This window comes from Pigmentiphaga sp. CHJ604 (assembly GCF_036972535.1).
GTDB classification, from domain to species: domain Bacteria; phylum Pseudomonadota; class Gammaproteobacteria; order Burkholderiales; family Burkholderiaceae_B; genus Pigmentiphaga; species Pigmentiphaga daeguensis.
Genome location: NZ_CP136998.1, coordinates 3768507 through 3784264 on the forward strand (window position 1 = coordinate 3768507; position 15758 = coordinate 3784264).

Here is a 15758-nt window from a genome sequence, read left to right on the forward strand (position 1 = left end):
GGAGTACGCCCCTGTCCCGCCCTGCCTGCGCGCGCTCCGGCGACGCGCTTCGCCCCTCCCCCGGCGACTGGCTGCAACTGGCCGGATCGCTGACGTGGCTGGCCCAGGCCGGCATCCTGGCCGCGGCGGTGCAGCGCATGGCGGCGGATCCCGGCGACGTGGCCGCAGGCCTGGTGTCCGCCGCGGCCTTCCTGCTTGCCGGCGCCCTGCGCGCGGCGTGCGATGCGTGGGGAACGCGCCTGAGCTTCCAGGTCGCAAGGAGCCGCCTGTCGGCGCTGCGTGCCGCCGCGGTCGACGCGCTGGCAAGCGGTTCCCCGCTGGACAAGCGCCGCCCCGCCGCCGGCCACGCGGCCAGCGTGCTGGCCGAACAGGCCGATGCCGCGCTGCCCTACCTGGCCCGCTATCCCGCCATCCAGTTGAAGATACTGGTCGTGCCGCTGGCCATCCTGGCGGCCGTCGCGCCGCTGTCGTGGGTCGCGGCGCTGGTCCTGCTGGCCTCGGCCCCGCTGATCCCGGTCTTCATGGCGCTGGTGGGCTGGCGCGCCCAGCGCGCCAGCCAGGCCCACCTGGCGGAGATGGGCACGCTGAACGCCTTCCTGCTGGATCGCCTGCGCGGGCTGGCCACGCTGCGGGCGCTTGACGCCGTCGACGCCACCACCGGACGGCTGGCATACGTTGCACAAACACTGCATACGCGTACCATGGCGGTACTGCGCATCGCCTTCCTGTCCTCGGCGGTGCTGGAATTGTTTTCCGCCATCGGGGTCGCCATGGTCGCGGTCTACGTAGGATTCCACCTGCTGGGCACCTTGCCCTTCGGCACCTGGGGCAGTCCGCTCTCCCTCGGCCAGGGGCTCTTCGTCCTGCTGCTGGCCCCCAGTTTCTTCGAACCGCTGCGCGACCTTTCCACGGCCTGGCATGACCGGGCCGCGGGCCGGGCGGCGCTGGAGGCGCTGCGGGCGCTCGCCGCCGCGCCCACGAAGCTGGTGGGCGGCATCCTCCCCTTGCCCTCGCCGGACGACGCGCCCGCCCGTCGCCCTCCCCCCGCCGTCGAACTCGTCCAATTGCGCTTCGCGCACGCCGATTCGGCGCCACCGGTCATCGACGGCCTGGACCTGCGCGTGGCCCCGGGCGAGCGGGTAGCCATCGTCGGACCGAGCGGCGCGGGCAAGTCGACGCTGCTGGCGTTGATCGCCGGCCTCGTGCCGGCCCAGTCCGGCGCCGTCCTCATCGACGGCGTGGCGCTGGATGACCAGAACGCGCCGCGTCTGCGGGCACGCATGGCCTGGATAGGGCAGAAGCCGCATGTCTTTGCCGGTACGCTGGCCGCCAACGTCGCCCTGGGCCGCCCGGACGTGGACCCGCGGGCGGTGGACCGCGCCCTGCGGGCCGCGACCCTGGAGCTGCTCGCGGGACGCGAAGCCGGACGCCCGCTGGGCGAAGCCGGCACCGGCCTGTCCGGAGGAGAATGCCTGCGCCTGGCAATGGCCAGGGCAGTCGCCGCGCCCGGCAGCGACCTGTGGCTGGCCGACGAACCCACCGCCCACCTGGACGCCGCCACGGCCCGGGAGCTGACCCGCCGGCTGCTGGCGCAGTCCGCGGGCAAGACCCTGATCGTCGCCACGCACGACCCCGAACTGGCCTCGCGCATGGACCGGGTGATCGACCTGGCCCCCCCGCGCGCGGCGCCGGCCGGCACGGACCTGGCCGCGCAGGACGTCATGGAGGCCGCGTCATGAAGGCCTCCATTGGCGCCGTCTTGCGGCTGTTCTTCGCCGGTCGGCGGCGCCTGTTGTGGAGCGGCATCGCGCTGGCCGCGCTGACGGTCTTCGCCGGCATGGGGCTGCTGGGCCTGTCCGGATGGTTCATCACCGCCACCGCGCTGGCAGGACTGGCCGCCGGCACCGCCCTGGCGTTCGACGTGTTCACTCCCGGCGCCGGCATACGGCTGCTGGCCCTGGTCCGCACGGCGGCCCGCTATGGCGAGCGGGTCGTCACCCACGATGCGGCGCTGGCGGTCATCGCCGCGCTGCGTCCCCGGCTGTTCGCGGGCTGGGCCCGGCCCGAGGCCGCGCGCAAGCTGCTCGCCCGGCCGGCCCGGCTGCTGTTCCGCCTGACCGCCGACGCCGACGCGCTGGACGCGCTGTACCTGCGCGTGCTGGTTCCCGCCGGGGCCGCCTGTGCCGCCATCGCGCTGGCCGGCGTCGCGCTGGGCGTGATCAGCCTGCCGCTGGGCCTGGCAATGGCCGGCTGGCTGCTGGCCGCCGGCGCCGGCATACTGGCCTGGACCATGCGCCGCAGCCGCCGCGCCGCCTGCCGCCGCGCCCATGCGCTCGAAGCCCTGCGTGCGCAGGCCATCGACCTCGTCTCCGGCCAGACCGAACTGGCCATGGCCGGCCAATTGGCGCAGCGATGCCGGCTGCTGGCACGGACCGAACACCGGCTGGCCGCCGCCGACGACACCATCAACCGCGCCGACACGCAAGGCGGATTCCTGCAGGCCATGGCGGGCACGCTTGCCATGGGCGCCACGCTGGCGGCCTGTGTCCTGCTGGTGGCCGGCTCGGCCATCGGCGCCCCCGTGGCGGCGCTGGCGCTGCTGCTCGTGCTGGCAAGCGCCGAACCGCTCACGCCGCTGCGGCGGGGAATCCTGGAGCTGGGCCGCACCCTCTTGGCCATCCGCCGCCTGGCGCCAAGACTGGACGCACCCGCCGCGCCCCCGCCCCGCGCCGCCTCCGGCGACATCCGGCTCGAACACGCCAGCCTGGGCCACGAAAGCCGGCCCGGCCTGCCCGCCGGCCTGGCACTGGCGGACGTCACGCTCGTGGTCCGGCCCGGCGAGCGAGTCGCGGTGGTCGGCCCCAGCGGCGCGGGCAAGTCGACGCTGCTAGCCCTGGTGGCGGGCGAACGGCTGCCCTCCGGCGGGCGGGTCCAGGCCCCCGCCTCCTGTCTGCTGACCCAGCGCACCGAGCTGTTCCAGGACAGCGTGCGCGACAACCTGCGCCTGGCCCGCCCCGATGCCAGCGACGACGAGCTGTGGGCCGCGCTGCGGGCCGCGGGCCTGGACCAGGCCATCGCCGCCCTGCCCGCCGGCCTGGATACGCGGCTGGGCGAAGGCGGCCTGGGGCTGTCCGCCGGACAGGCACGCCGGCTCGCGCTGGCGCGGCTGTTCCTGCGCCCCACGCGGCTGTGGCTGCTGGACGAACCCACGGAAGGGCTGGACGCGCCGACCGCGCGCGACGTGGTCGACCGATTGGCCGGACAGGCCCATGGCCGGACCCTTCTCATCGCCACCCATATCAGGCGGGAGGCCGCCCTGGCGGACCGCATCGTCGTGCTGGCCGCCGGCATCGTGGCCGCCGACCTGCGCCGCGGCACTCCCGCCTTCGATCATCAACTTCACACCCTGCGCCCGGACTGAGGAGGAAGCTGGCACCATGGACCTCGACATCGTTTCACTCTCGCGCCTGCAGTTCGCATTGACGGCGCTCTACCACTTCCTTTTCGTCCCGCTCACGCTGGGCCTGTCGGTCGTCATCGCCATCATGGAGACGGTCTACGTCATGACCGGGCGCAAGATCTGGCGGCAGATGACCAAATTCTGGGGCACGCTGTTCGGCATCAACTTCGTGCTGGGCGTGGCCACCGGCCTGGTGATGGAGTTCCAGTTCGGCATGAACTGGAGCTACTACAGCCACTACGTTGGCGACATCTTCGGCGCGCCGCTGGCGCTGGAAGGCCTGATGGCCTTCTTCCTGGAAGCGACCTTCGTCGGCCTGTTCTTCTTCGGCTGGAACAAGCTGTCGCGCGTCGGCCACCTGGTGGCGACCTGGTGCGTGGCGCTGGGATCGAACTTCTCGGCGCTGTGGATCCTGATCGCCAACGGGTGGATGCAGAACCCCGTCGGCTCGGCCTTCAATCCCGAGACCATGCGCATGGAAGTCAGCGACTTCTTCGCCGTCCTGACGAACCCGGTGGCACAGGCCAAGTTCGTCCACACGGTATCGGCCGGCTACGTGACCGCCTCGGTGTTCGTGCTGGGCGTATCGGCCTGGTACCTGCTGAAGGGCCGGCACATCGACGTGGCCAAGCGCTCGATGACGGTGGCCGCCTCGTTCGGGCTGGCCTCGGCGCTGTCGGTGGTGGTCCTGGGCGACGAAAGCGGCTACCTGTCGACCGAGCACCAGAAGATGAAGCTGGCCGCCATCGAAGGCATGTGGGAAACCGAGCCCGCGCCCGCTCCCTTCACCATCGTCGGCATCCCGGACCAGCAGGCGCGCGAGACCCACTACGCCATCCGCATCCCGGCCGTCATGGGCCTGATCGGCACGCGCTCGCTCACCACCGAGATCCCCGGCATCACCACGCTGGTCGACCACGCACGGGACCGCATACGCAGCGGCATCGTGGCCTTCGACGCCTTGCAGCGCATACGCGCGGCGGGAAGCTCCGCCGCCATCGCGCCTGCCGACCGCGACGCGTTCGAGGAGCACGGCCGCGACCTCGGCTACGCCCTGCTGCTCAAGCGCTACCTGGACGACCCGCGCCAGGCCACGGCCGCGCAGATCGACCAGGCCGCCTGGGACACCGTGCCCATGGTCCTGCCGCTGTTCTGGTCCTTCCGCATCATGGTCGGCCTGGGTTTCTTCTTCATCCTGCTGACGGCCACGTTCTTCATCCTGTCGGCCCGCCGCCGGCTCGACGCGCACCGCTGGCTGCTCAAGGTCGCGGTGTTCTCGATCCCGCTGCCCTGGATCGCCGCCGAGATGGGCTGGATCGTGGCCGAGTTCGGCCGTCAGCCGTGGGTCATCGAAGGCGTGCTGCCCACCGCCGCCGCCGTCTCCGACCTGGGCGTGGAGACGGTACTGCTGACCATCCTGGGTTTCACCGCGCTCTATACCGTGCTGTTCATCGTCGAGATGAGCCTGATGCTGCGCGCCATTCGCAAGGGCGTGGAACCCGACCCCGATCCGGAAGTCCGGCTCGTGGCCCCGCACCTGTCCCAACGCCTTACCGCCCAGGAGTAAGCCATGATTCTGCACACACTCATCGACTACGACGTGCTGCGCCTGATCTGGTGGGCGCTGCTGGGCATCCTGCTGATCGCATTCGCGCTGACCGACGGCTTCGACCTGGGCACGGGCATGCTGCTGCCCTTCGTTGGCCGCACCGACATCGAGCGCCGCGTGGTCATCAATACCATCGGCCCCGTGTGGGAAGGCAACCAGGTGTGGCTGATCCTGGGAGGCGGCGCCATCTTCGCCGCCTGGCCGCCGCTGTATGCGGTGTCCTTCTCGAGCTTCTATCTCGCGATGTTCGCCATCCTGTTCGCGCTGATCCTGCGGCCGGTGGGCTTCAAGTACCGCAGCAAGCGCGAAGGCACGCGCTGGCGCGCGGTCTGGGACTGGGCGCTGTTCGCCGGCGGCCTGGTGCCCTCGCTGATCCTGGGCGTGGCGGTGGGCAACGTGCTGCTGGGCGTGCCCTTCAGGCTCGACGGCGATCTGCGCATCTTCTACGACGGCAGCTTTTTCGGACTGCTGTCGCCCTTCGCCCTGCTGTGCGGCCTGGTATCGGTGGCCATGCTGGCCACGCAAGGCGCGTGCTGGCTGGTCCTGAAGACCAGCGGCGAGGTGGCCGAGCGCGCGCGCCGCTACGGCAGCGCGGCGGCGTTCCTGACGCTGCTGCTGTTCGCGCTGGGCGGCATCGCGCTGTGGGCATGGGTGGACGGGTACCGGATCACGAGCGCCATCGATCCCCTGGGCGCCTCCAATCCGCTGCGCAAGACGGCGGAAACCGCGACGGGCGCCTGGTTCGACAACTATGCGGCCCATCCGTGGCTGATGCTCGCACCGGCCGCCGGCCTGGCCGGCTCCGCGCTGGCCCTGCTGCTGCTCCGGGTGCGCAGCGAGGTCGGTGCGCTGCTGGCCAGCTCGCTGGCCATACTGGGCATCATCCTGACCGTGGGCGTCTCGATCTTCCCGTTCCTGCTGCCGTCGTCCGCCGACCCGCGGGCCAGCCTGACCGTCTGGGATGCCTCCTCCAGCCACCTGACGCTGTTCATCATGCTGGTGGCATCGGCCATCTTCGTCCCGATCATCGTCGCCTACACGTCCTGGGTCTACCGGGTCCTGTGGGGCAAGGTCGACGAAGCGTCCCTGAAAGAACCCGGCAACCACGCCTACTGACACACCTGGGAGGAACGAGCATGTGGTACTTTTCCTGGATACTGGGGTTGGGCCTGGCGGCGACCTTCGCCGTCCTGAACGCCATGTGGTACGAACTCAGGGAACAAGACGAGTAAGTCCCCCTATCGGAGATATCGAGCGGTATGAAGACTTGGGATCAACGCTTTTCCGAACCTGGCTACAAGTACGGAACCGCGCCCAACCGCTTCCTGGCCGAGCAGGAACCCCGCCTGCCGGCCGGTAGCCGGGTGCTGCTGCCCGGCGATGGCGAGGGCCGCAACAGCGTGTGGCTGGCCGAGCGCGGACACCAAGTGCTGGCGGTCGACAATTCGCAGGTCGGACTGGACAAGGCGCTGGCCCTGGCGTCGAACCGCGGCGTCACCATCACCACGCTGAACGCGGACCTGGCCGCCTGGACACCGCCGCCGGCCACCTGTGCAGCGGTCGTGCTGATCTATGTCCACCTGCCCAGCGGCTTCCGGGCCGACGCCCACCGTCGCCTGGCGGGCGCGCTGGCTCCCGGCGGCTGGCTGGTCCTGGAATCCTTCCACCCGCGCCAGCTGGCCTACCGGAGCGGCGGTCCCCGTGACGTCGACATGCTGAGCGACCTGGCCACGATACGCGCGGACTTCGCCGGCCTGCTCGAGGAAGTGCACGGCTGGGAAGGCGAGGTGGAACTGGACGAAGGAGACGGGCACCGCGGGCCGGCCTTCGTTACCCGCTACGTGGGCCGGCGCGCGGCCTAGCCTGCGGCACGCCGGCCCATGCCAGCCGCCCCATGCCTGGCGGCATATCCGCTATAGTTGTTGCACCAAGCCTGGCTGCCGCGCGCATGTCCCCTACTTCGAAATCTTCGTCCGTACCGACGCTCTCGTCCGATACGTATTCGCTGTCCTCCGATCTGACCACGCGGGCCCCGTCCGTCCAGCAAGCCTACGCTTACGTGCGGGACGGCATCATCTCGGGCCGGTTTCCCGAGGGCGCGCGCATCACGGAAAAGGAAGTTTCGGAAGCACTGGGGTTATCGCGCACGCCGGTACGCGAAGGGCTCAGGCTGCTCGTGGCCGATGGCCTGCTGATCTTGCGCGCCAACGCGGGGGCCACCGTGCGAACCTGGACCACCCAGGAAATCCGGGATCTCTACGCGGTGCGCATCCTGATCGAATCGGAACTGGCCGCCCTGGCCGCGACCCGCATGAGCCCGGCCACGCTGGCCGAGCTGCACGAGATCCAGGACGAGATGGAATCACGCGGCCCGGACATCAGTCCCGCCAACCTCGACCGCATCGCCCCGCTGAACCGGAACTTCCACGCGCGCATCTCCGAATCCGCCGGCAACCCGCGGCTGCTGGCCATGCGCACCAAGGGCGTGGACATCAAGATCATCCTGCTGACGCGGCGCAGCTACGACCGCTCGCGCCTGGCGCGTACCTTCCAGCATCATCGTGAACTGATCGATGCATTCACCGCGCGCGACCCCGAATGGGCACGCGCGGTCATGCATGGCCACCTGCGGTCGGCCCAGTTCGCGCTGCTCGAACGCGCCTCGTCCCCCGTGGATCAGAACGCCGCTCGATAGATCGCCAACGCGTCCTCTTCCGACACCGGCCGCGGATTGTTGACCAACAATCGCTGCTGCATCATGGCATCGCGCGCGAGCATGGGAAGATCGGCCTGCGCCACGCCCACTTCGCGCAACGAACGGGGAATGCCGGTTGCGCGCACCAGCTCTTCCATGTAGCGGATGAAGCCATCCGCCGCCGCCAGATCATCGGCGCCGGCATACTCTGCCTGCACCACGCGTGCCAAGTCGGCGTACAGCGGCCGCGCGGCAGGGAGATTGAAACGCAGCACGTGGTTCAGGACCAGGGCATTGGACAGTCCATGCGGCACGTGAAAATGCCCACCCAGGGGATAGGCCAATGCATGAACCGCCGCGACGGGCGCATTGGAAAACGCCTGCCCGGCCAGCATGGCCCCGAGCAGCATGGCCTCGCGCGCATCCAGATTCGAGGGTTCGCGGCAGGCCTGCAGCAGATTCCTCGACAGCCATTGCATGGCGCGCCGGGCCAGCATGTCGGACAAGGGGTTCTTCAATCGCGCCGACGTATAGGCCTCGATCGCATGGACCATGGCGTCTATGCCCGTCGCTGCCGTGGCGGCGGCCGGAAGTGCCACGGTCAGTTCGGCATCCAGGATGGCCAGGTCTGCCATCAGCAACGGCGAGACGACCCCGCTCTTGCTGGTCTCGCCCGTCGTCACGATCGAGATCGCCGTCACCTCGGAACCCGTGCCCGCCGTGGTGGGCATCAGGATCAACGGCAGGCGCGGACCGGCGACCTTGCCTATGCCATACATCTCGGCCAGAGGCTGGGCCGAGCCGCAAAGCACGGCGATGAGCTTGGCCACGTCCATCGAAGACCCGCCGCCCATGCCCAGCACGACTTGCGCCCTGGCATCGCGCGCGCGATCGGCCGCTTTCGCCACCACATGATCGGGTGGATCCGCCACCACGTCGTCGATGACGGTGACCTCCCAGCCGTGGTCCCGCAAATCGGCCAGCGCGGGCGCCAGCAGTCCGCTGGCATGCAGGAACCGGTCCGTGACCAGGCACAGGCGCATGGCGGAATGACGGTCCCGCAGCAGCCGGCCCAAGCGACGCGCGGCGCCCCGCTCCACGATCAGCTGCGGTACGGTGGAAAATTCGAACCTGTCCACGTTCGGGCTCCCGAATACGTCAACGCGCCCAGCGCTTCTCGAAATCCCACACATCCCCGAAGCCGATCAGTTCGCAGAACTCCCTGAAATCGGCCATGGGAATGTCGGGCGACAGACTGGTGCCCGTCTCCTTGAGGTGGCGCAGCGCCTTTTCCATCGCCGCGGCCGCGACCAGGCTGGTCATGGCCGGAAAGATCGCGAGCGAGAAACCAATTTCCTTGAGCACATGAGCCGGCAGGATCGGGGTCTTGCCGCCGTCGGCCATGTTGGCGATCATGGGCAGGTCGAAGGCCTCGCAAACGCGGCGCATTTCCTCTTCGCTCTGGGGGGCCTCGAAGAACAGGATATCGGCGCCGGCTTTCGCATAGGCTTCCATGCGGCGCATGGCGTCATCCACGCCCAGGCTGGCGCGCGCATCGGTGCGGGCGATGATGAGGAAGTTTTCCTTGTCTTGCCGGGCATCGCAGGCAACCTTGATCTTGTCGACCATGTCCTCGATCGGTACGCAACGCTTGTTGGGCGTATGGCCGCACTTCTTGGGAAACTCCTGGTCTTCCAGCTGGATGGCGGTGACGCCGGCTTCCTCGTAGCCGCGTACGGTGTGGTGCACATTGAGCAAGCCGCCATAGCCCGTATCCGCGTCGGCGATCAGTGCCGCCGAGGTCGTGCGCGTGATGGTGCGCATGCGATCCACCATCTGGGTATAGGTGGCGATGCCGGCGTCCGGCAACCCCAGGTTGGAGGCCGTGAGCCAATAGCCCGAACCGTAGACGATGTCGAAACCGACCTTGGTGGTCATGATGGTGGCGATCATGTCCTGCACGCCCGGGATGACGATGAATTCGCCGCTGGAGAGTTTTTGTCTGAGAATCGGGTTGGCCATGCGGCCTCCACTAAGCGAAGAAAAGGGAACCATTCAGTCCATGGACGCCAGCCAGGGCCGGTCGCGCTGGATACGCCCTTCATAGGCGCGCAGCGCCGCGTCGTGACGCAATGTGCGGTCTATCTCGTCCTCGGCCGAAAGCAGTTGTTCCGCATGGCCGTCGGCCAGTGTGATCGGGATGGCGCCGCCATCCGGGAGCGTGAGAGTCCGCTGCGCCACCCGCAGGCGCAGCATGGGCTGGGCCGGCCCCGCCCATGCCCGTACCAGGCGTTCGTGGTCGGCCGGCGTCACCGTGGCAGGCACCAGGCCGTTCTTCACGCAGTTGTTGCGGAAGATATCGCCGAAGGAAAGGGCCACGACCGCCCGTACGCCATAGTCCGCCAACGCCCACACCGCATGTTCGCGCGACGATCCGCAGCCGAAGTTGGAAAGCGCCACCAGCACGCTGGGCGGCTCGGCCTGTTCCATGAAGGCCACCTCGGGCCGGCCTTCGGCCCGCCAGTCGGCGAAAAGGTGCGCCCCCAGGCCCGTGCGGTGCACCGCGCGCAGGAAGCGGCCGGGAAACAGGGCGTCGGTATCGATATCGTCGCGCGGCAGCAGGACGGCGCGGCCGTGGACTTCCGCAATGACTGCTTTCATGCCAGGTACTCCCGGGGATCGGCCAGGCGGCCCCGAAGGGCGGATGCCGCCACCGCGGCGGGACTCATCAGGTGGGTGCGCCCCCCCTGCCCCTGCCGGTTCTCGAAATTGCGGTTGGAGGTGGATGCGCAGCGCTGGCCCGGCATCAGGCTGTCGCCGTTCATGCCTATGCACATGGAACAGCCGGACTCTCGCCACTCGAAGCCGGCGTCGACGAAAACCTGCGCCAGGCCTTCGGTCTCGGCCGCGCGCTTGACGCTGGTCGAGCCCGGCACCACCAGCGCGCGCACGCCCGCGGCGACACGACGGCCGCGCACCACTTGCGCGGCGGCGCGCAGGTCTTCCAGGCGGCCGTTGGTGCACGAGCCGATGAAAGCCACGTCGATGGGCACCGAAGCGAGCGGCTGGCCGTGTTCGAGACCCATATAGGCCAGGCTCTCCCGCAGGCGGTCGCGGTCGGCGTCGTCCCTGGGCACGATCCCGTCGCCCACGCGGCCCGAGAACGGGGCGCTGTCGGCCGGCGTCGTGCCCCAGGTCACGAGCGGCATGATCCCGTCGGCGTCGAACTCGACGTAACGGTCATAGTCGGCCGTCTCGTCGGTGCGCAGCGCGGCCCAGGCCTGTGCCGCCTGTTCGAAATGTTCGCGCGCCGCCCCCTGGACCCGTTCGCGCAGGTAGGCCAGCGTGATGGCGTCGGGCGCAATCAGGCCGAAGCGCGAGCCGGCCTCGATGGTCATGTTGCACAGCGTGAGCCGCGCCTCCATCGAGAGCGCCTGCACCAGCGGGCCCAGGTATTCGATGCCATGGCCGGTCCCGCCGCTGGTGCCGATGTGGTGGATCAGGGCCAGCGCGAGATCCTTGGCATAGACTCCCGCGGACAACTGCCCCGAGATCCGGACACCCATCGTCTTCGGCTTGCGCATCCAGAGGCTCTGGGTGCTCATCACATGGCCCACTTCCGAGGTGCCTATGCCCCAGGCCAGCGCCCCCAGCGCGCCCAGCGTGGCACTGTGCGAATCGCCGCAGACCACGGTGCTGCCCGGCAGCACGTAGCCCAGCTCCGGCGCGATGACGTGCACGATGCCTTGCAGCGGATGGTCGAGGTCGAACAGGCGCATGCCCGTGCGCCGGGTATTGCGCCGCAGCGTGGCGATCTGCTCCCGGCTTTCCGCATTGGGAATGTTCGACAGCCGGTCGGCCGTGGTGGGTACATTGTGGTCCTGCACCGCGATGTGCCGCCGCGGCGAACGCAGCGAGCGGCCGGCCTCGGCCATGCTGGCGAAGGCTTGCGGGCTGGATACCTCCTGCACCAGATGCCGGTCGATATAGATCAGGTCTTCGCCGGAATCATTGCGGGCGACCGAGTGTTCCGCCCAGATCTTGTCGAATAGCGTGGTCATGGCTGCGAGGCCGCCACTGGCTCGTACCACGGCAGTTCCGGCCGGTTGCCGTAGCGACGCACGCGGATGTTGGCCTGCTCGCCATGCCCCGCGAAATTCTCCATATGGCACAGGCGCGAGCAGTATTCGCCGATCTCGGCACTGGCCGCGTCGGTCGTCACGTGCTGGAAGGTGCAGGTCTTCAGGAACTTGCCGACCCACAAGCCGCCGGTGTAGCGCGCCGCCTTGTTGGTGGGCAACGTGTGGTTGGTGCCGATCACCTTGTCGCCGAAGGCGACGTTCGTGCGCGGCCCCAGGAACAGCGCGCCGTAGTTGGTCATGTTTTGCAGGAACCAGTCCGGATCGCGGGTCATCACCTGCACGTGCTCCGAGGCCAGCTCATCCGCCTTCTGCAGCATTTCTTCCCGCGTATCGCAGACGATGACCTCGCCGAACTCCGCCCACGAACGAGCCGCGATCTCGGCGGTGGGCAGGATCTTGAGCTGCCGTTCCACTTCGGCCATGGTGGCGTGCGCCAGCGCTTCGCTGTCGGTCAGCAGCACGGCCGGCGAAGTCGGCCCATGTTCCGCCTGTCCAAGCAGGTCGACCGCGCAGATTTCGCCATCCACCGACTCGTCCGCGATGACCAGCGTTTCGGTAGGGCCGGCAAACAGGTCGATTCCCACGCGGCCGAACAGCTGGCGCTTGGCTTCCGCCACGAACATGTTGCCCGGACCGACCAGCATGTCCACCGGTGCGATCGAAGACGTGCCGACCGCCATCGCCACCACGGCCTGCACGCCGCCCAGGACCAGGATCTCGTCCGCGCCCGCCATGTGCATCGCGGCGACGATGGCCGGGTGGGGTTCCCCGTGGAAAGGAGGCGCGGTAGCCACCACCCGCTTCACGCCCGCCACCTTCGCGGTCAGCACGCTCATGTGCGCCGACGCCAGCAGCGGATACTTGCCCCCGGGGATGTAGCAGCCGACCGCGTTGAGGGGAATATGGCGGTGCCCCAGGAAAACGCCGGGACGAGTCTCGACCTCCACGTCCAGCATGGATTCGCGCTGGATCCGGGCGAAGTTGCGCACCTGCGCCTGGGCGAAGCGAATGTCGTCCAGTTCGCCGGACGAGAGGCTCTTCATCGCCCGCTCGATGGCCGGCCGCGACAGGCGGAAGTCCTGCGGATCCCAGTTGTCGAATTTCCTGCTGTACTCGCGGACGGCCTCGTCGCCGCGAGCCTCGATGTCGCGGATGATGCCCTCGACGGTGTTGCGGACGGCGACGTCGTCGTTGGCACGGGCCTGGACATCACGGCCGCGCTTGAGATAGCGAATCATGGCGTCTCCTGATCGTGTTCAGTAGTGCGACAACAGGCGCCCCAGCCCCTGGACCTTGTCCTGGATGCCGCACTGGCGCAGCGCGTGCCAGTACGTGGCCGTGTTGATCGCGATGACGGGCTTGTCCAGGAAGAGTTCGGCGGCGGCGGCCAGCCGGACCATGGAGAGATTGGTACCGAGTTGCACGATGGCGTCGACGTCATCGCCATTGAGCTCGTTTATCGCGTCGCGGCACATCTGGTCGGTGGTATGCGCGATCTGGACCGGGCTCGGGCGGCGCAGGCAGATGTCGCGCACGACCGTGAAGCCGCAGTCCTCGAAAAACTGCCGCGCTTCCGCATTCGCCACGGGGTAGTAGGGAGAAAGAAAGGCAATCCTGCGCGCGCCGTAGGCATTCAACGCTGCCTCCAGCGCGAACGAACCGCAGCTCACATCCACGCCCACGTGCTCGCGCATCTTTTCCAGATACGCCTGAGCCCCTTTCTTGCCCCCCCAGAACATTACCGCCGACATGCCCATGATCAGGTATTGCATCTCGCAGGTCTTGAGCACACTGGCCGCCTGCATGGTGTTGCCCGAAATCGACTCCATCATGTGCACGAAGCTCTCGTCACTATCGACCTTGAAGTCGGGAATCTCGATGCGGCTGTAGTGGTTGGTGACGCCTACCGGGCGCATGTCGTCGAAATCCGGTTGCACGATGGTATTGGTCGACGGTCCAATCACGCCGAACTTCATCCGATAACCCAGGTGATCCATGGCTTGCTCCTCAAGAAAAAAGTGAAATCAGTTCGTCGCGATCCATCACGTCCGCATACTTCTGCCCCATGTCGAACAGGCTGGCCTGGTGCGGACCCATCGCGCGGTCGCCCACGCAATCGGCCACCACCACGGTCAGGAAGTTGTGCTGCATGGCGTCAAGCGCAGTTGCGCGTACGCAGCCGCTGGTGGTGCAACCCACCACCACCGCGGTGTCCACGCCCTTGCCGCGCAGCCAGTCGGCCAGGCCTGTCGCGAAGAAAGCCGAGGCGCCCTGCTTGCGCACGATGTACTCGCCGGCGGTTGGCGCGAGCCCCGGGACGATCTGCGAACACTCGGCTGTTTCGGTGAATCGGGTCAGGCTCGGTGTCTTGCGGCAGAAAACGTTGTGATCGCTGCCATCCTCGGCATACACCATGCGCGCATGCGCGATTGGCCAGTTGCGCTGACGGAAGGCATGCAGCAGGCCTTGCGTGCGTTGCGCCGCCTCGCTCACATGCGCGCCTCCCAACAGCGCCGGATCGACGAAACCATTGATGAAATCGACCAGCACCAGCCCGCACTGGCGTCCCACGCCGCTTGCATGTCCCAGGCCCTGGCGCTGGTAGACATCCAGTTCATCCATGTCCTTCCCCTTCAGGTCACGCAATTTCCGCCGCGCGATCCAGCGCGTCGAACATCGAGGTCTTGCGGATATAGTCCAGCGACGCGACCGGGTCGGTCGCGGTGGCGCGCAGCTCATCGTGGATGCGGGAGCGCACGGCCTCGTCGCGTTCTTCGATCATCTTCTTGTTGCGCGCGGTGTTGGCGTTGATGTATTCGATGGCGACGGTGCGGCGCTGGCGTTCATACAGGTCGAGCAGTTCGATGGGCGCGCGTCCGGCCAGGACCTCGATCAGCTTGCCGGTCAGGTTGAAGGCGTCATGCACGCCGCCATTCATGCCCATGCCGCCCAGCGGGTTGTTGATGTGCGCGGAGTCTCCCGCCAGCAGTACCCGGCCCTTGCGAAACTGCGCGGCCACGCGCTGGTGCACCTTGTACAGCGTGCGATGAACGATCTGGTAGGGCCGCGGCTGGGGCAGCAGGCCTTGCAGGCGTCGCTCGATGACGGCATCCGAGAGGACCCGCTCGTCGGACTCGTGCTCGGGCGTGGGAAACAGCACGCGCCACAGCGACGGCACCTTGAGCAGCACGCACCATTCCTCCGGATCCGAGATGTAGTTCACCAGCGACAGGTTCTCGAAGTGCTGCTCGAACGGGAACTGCGTCGACACCACCAGGAAACGCTCGGGATAGGTGTAGCCCTCGAATTCGATGCCGACGCTGTTGCGCACCGCGCTCCAGGCGCCATCCGCGCCGATGAGAAAGTCGCCGCGGGCGGTCTCGATGCCGTCGGCCGTGCGCAATTGCACCGTGACGCCGCCTTCGTCCTGCTGCACCGACTCGACCGCGCAGCCGAACCGCACTCTGGCATTCGGATAACTGGCCAGTTTCTTGACCAGCTCGTCGTTGAGCTTCCACTGCTCGCATTGCAACCGGAAGGGATACTTGGTGCTGCCGGCCAGCCGAGCCAGATCGAACTCGGCGATCAGTCCCTTGCGACGGTCCCGCTGCTGGGTATAGCGCGCCTTCAGGCCGGCCTCGACCAGGGGGTCGGCAATACCGTAGCGATCGAGCATATCGAGCGTGGGCGGATGAAAGGTCGAGGCACGCAGGTCCTCCATCACGCTGGCATTGCGCTCGAACAACTCGACTTCGATCCCGGCATCGGCCAGCACCATGGCACTGACCAGGCCCACCGGGCCGGCCCCGGCCACCAGAACTCTTGCTTTGGGCATCTCTTTCTCGCTTTGTA

At 68.1% G+C, this 15758-nt stretch carries 15 protein-coding genes; 7 read left to right on the forward strand and 8 right to left on the reverse strand.

The features are described 5' to 3' along the window. The first annotated feature begins 77 nt into the window (after window positions 1-77). The 7 genes from cydD to R4823_RS18165 all read left to right on the forward strand — a co-directional run bounded on the left by cydD (window position 78) and on the right by R4823_RS18165 (window position 7764). Entirely contained in the window at window positions 78-1739 is a 1662-nt protein-coding gene (gene cydD / locus R4823_RS18135) for a thiol reductant ABC exporter subunit CydD (RefSeq protein ID WP_254914692.1), read from the forward strand. After that, a complete protein-coding gene (locus R4823_RS18140) occupies window positions 1736-3421 on the forward strand; it encodes an ATP-binding cassette domain-containing protein (RefSeq protein ID WP_087841418.1) in 1686 nt (561 codons plus the stop codon). Before cydD ends, R4823_RS18140 begins: the two co-directional genes overlap by 4 nt. A gap of 16 nt (window positions 3422-3437) precedes the next feature. Next, window positions 3438-5027, forward strand: a complete 1590-nt coding sequence (locus tag R4823_RS18145; protein WP_087841419.1) for a cytochrome ubiquinol oxidase subunit I — start codon at window positions 3438-3440, stop codon at window positions 5025-5027. Window positions 5028-5030: 3 nt separating this feature from the next. Next, window positions 5031-6185 (forward strand): cytochrome d ubiquinol oxidase subunit II, encoded by a 1155-nt coding sequence (cydB, locus tag R4823_RS18150; RefSeq protein ID WP_087841420.1) that lies wholly within the window; start codon window positions 5031-5033, stop codon window positions 6183-6185. Between the two features lie 20 nt (window positions 6186-6205). Then, window positions 6206-6301, forward strand: a complete 96-nt coding sequence (gene cydX, locus R4823_RS18155) for a cytochrome bd-I oxidase subunit CydX (protein WP_087841421.1) — start codon at window positions 6206-6208, stop codon at window positions 6299-6301. A 27-nt stretch (window positions 6302-6328) separates the two neighbouring features. Continuing rightward, window positions 6329-6931: a class I SAM-dependent methyltransferase gene (locus R4823_RS18160; RefSeq protein ID WP_132980053.1), complete on the forward strand. Its 603-nt coding sequence runs from the start codon at window positions 6329-6331 to the stop codon at window positions 6929-6931. 86 nt (window positions 6932-7017) lie between these two features. Beyond that, window positions 7018-7764, forward strand: coding sequence for a GntR family transcriptional regulator (locus R4823_RS18165; protein ID WP_165963221.1), 747 nt, complete (start codon window positions 7018-7020; stop codon window positions 7762-7764). Here R4823_RS18165 and R4823_RS18170 read toward each other — a convergent pair. The 8 genes from R4823_RS18170 to R4823_RS18205 are packed head-to-tail and all read right to left on the reverse strand — an operon-like array spanning window position 7746 to window position 15741. Further along, a complete protein-coding gene (locus tag R4823_RS18170; RefSeq protein ID WP_087841424.1) occupies window positions 7746-8903 on the reverse strand; it encodes an iron-containing alcohol dehydrogenase in 1158 nt (385 codons plus the stop codon). The genes R4823_RS18165 and R4823_RS18170 overlap by 19 nt on opposite strands. Window positions 8904-8922: 19 nt before the next feature. Further along, the gene (locus tag R4823_RS18175) at window positions 8923-9786 is read right to left on the reverse strand and encodes an isocitrate lyase/PEP mutase family protein (RefSeq protein ID WP_087841425.1); all 864 of its coding nucleotides are present in this window, start codon (window positions 9784-9786) and stop codon (window positions 8923-8925) included. A 33-nt stretch (window positions 9787-9819) separates the two neighbouring features. Further along, window positions 9820-10425, reverse strand: a complete 606-nt coding sequence (gene leuD, locus R4823_RS18180; RefSeq protein ID WP_087841426.1) for a 3-isopropylmalate dehydratase small subunit — start codon at window positions 10423-10425, stop codon at window positions 9820-9822. Continuing rightward, complete coding sequence (gene leuC, locus R4823_RS18185) at window positions 10422-11825, reverse strand: 3-isopropylmalate dehydratase large subunit (RefSeq protein ID WP_279818634.1); 1404 nt, start codon at window positions 11823-11825, stop codon at window positions 10422-10424. The genes leuD and leuC overlap by 4 nt, the downstream gene beginning before the upstream one ends. Then, window positions 11822-13144: a histidinol dehydrogenase gene (gene hisD / locus R4823_RS18190; protein WP_279818637.1), complete on the reverse strand. Its 1323-nt coding sequence runs from the start codon at window positions 13142-13144 to the stop codon at window positions 11822-11824. Before hisD ends, leuC begins: the two co-directional genes overlap by 4 nt. An 18-nt stretch (window positions 13145-13162) precedes the next feature. After that, window positions 13163-13903 carry an arylmalonate decarboxylase gene (locus tag R4823_RS18195; protein WP_087841429.1) on the reverse strand — a complete coding sequence of 247 codons (741 nt, stop codon included), beginning with the start codon at window positions 13901-13903 and terminating at the stop codon, window positions 13163-13165. A 10-nt stretch (window positions 13904-13913) separates the two neighbouring features. Beyond that, window positions 13914-14528: an isochorismatase family protein gene (locus tag R4823_RS18200; RefSeq protein ID WP_087841430.1), complete on the reverse strand. Its 615-nt coding sequence runs from the start codon at window positions 14526-14528 to the stop codon at window positions 13914-13916. A gap of 16 nt (window positions 14529-14544) precedes the next feature. Next, window positions 14545-15741 (reverse strand): FAD-dependent monooxygenase, encoded by a 1197-nt coding sequence (locus R4823_RS18205; protein WP_338615677.1) that lies wholly within the window; start codon window positions 15739-15741, stop codon window positions 14545-14547. Window positions 15742-15758: the final 17 nt, after the last annotated feature.

Excerpts from the sequence above, each read along its gene's own strand:
- cydX (WP_087841421.1), top strand. The coding sequence starts at position 6,206 with ATGTGGTACTTTTCCTGGATACTGGGGTTGGGCCTGGCGGCGACCTTC.
- R4823_RS18165 (WP_165963221.1), top strand. The coding sequence starts at position 7,018 with ATGTCCCCTACTTCGAAATCTTCGTCCGTACCGACGCTCTCGTCCGAT.
- R4823_RS18160 (WP_132980053.1), top strand. The coding sequence starts at position 6,329 with ATGAAGACTTGGGATCAACGCTTTTCCGAACCTGGCTACAAGTACGGA.
- R4823_RS18205 (WP_338615677.1), bottom strand. The coding sequence starts at position 15,741 with ATGCCCAAAGCAAGAGTTCTGGTGGCCGGGGCCGGCCCGGTGGGCCTG.
- hisD (WP_279818637.1), bottom strand. The coding sequence starts at position 13,144 with ATGATTCGCTATCTCAAGCGCGGCCGTGATGTCCAGGCCCGTGCCAAC.
- R4823_RS18195 (WP_087841429.1), bottom strand. The coding sequence starts at position 13,903 with ATGGATCACCTGGGTTATCGGATGAAGTTCGGCGTGATTGGACCGTCG.
- R4823_RS18200 (WP_087841430.1), bottom strand. The coding sequence starts at position 14,528 with ATGGATGAACTGGATGTCTACCAGCGCCAGGGCCTGGGACATGCAAGC.
- R4823_RS18140 (WP_087841418.1), top strand. The coding sequence starts at position 1,736 with ATGAAGGCCTCCATTGGCGCCGTCTTGCGGCTGTTCTTCGCCGGTCGG.
- leuD (WP_087841426.1), bottom strand. The coding sequence starts at position 10,425 with ATGAAAGCAGTCATTGCGGAAGTCCACGGCCGCGCCGTCCTGCTGCCG.
- leuC (WP_279818634.1), bottom strand. The coding sequence starts at position 11,825 with ATGACCACGCTATTCGACAAGATCTGGGCGGAACACTCGGTCGCCCGC.
- cydB (WP_087841420.1), top strand. The coding sequence starts at position 5,031 with ATGATTCTGCACACACTCATCGACTACGACGTGCTGCGCCTGATCTGG.
- R4823_RS18175 (WP_087841425.1), bottom strand. The coding sequence starts at position 9,786 with ATGGCCAACCCGATTCTCAGACAAAAACTCTCCAGCGGCGAATTCATC.
- R4823_RS18145 (WP_087841419.1), top strand. The coding sequence starts at position 3,438 with ATGGACCTCGACATCGTTTCACTCTCGCGCCTGCAGTTCGCATTGACG.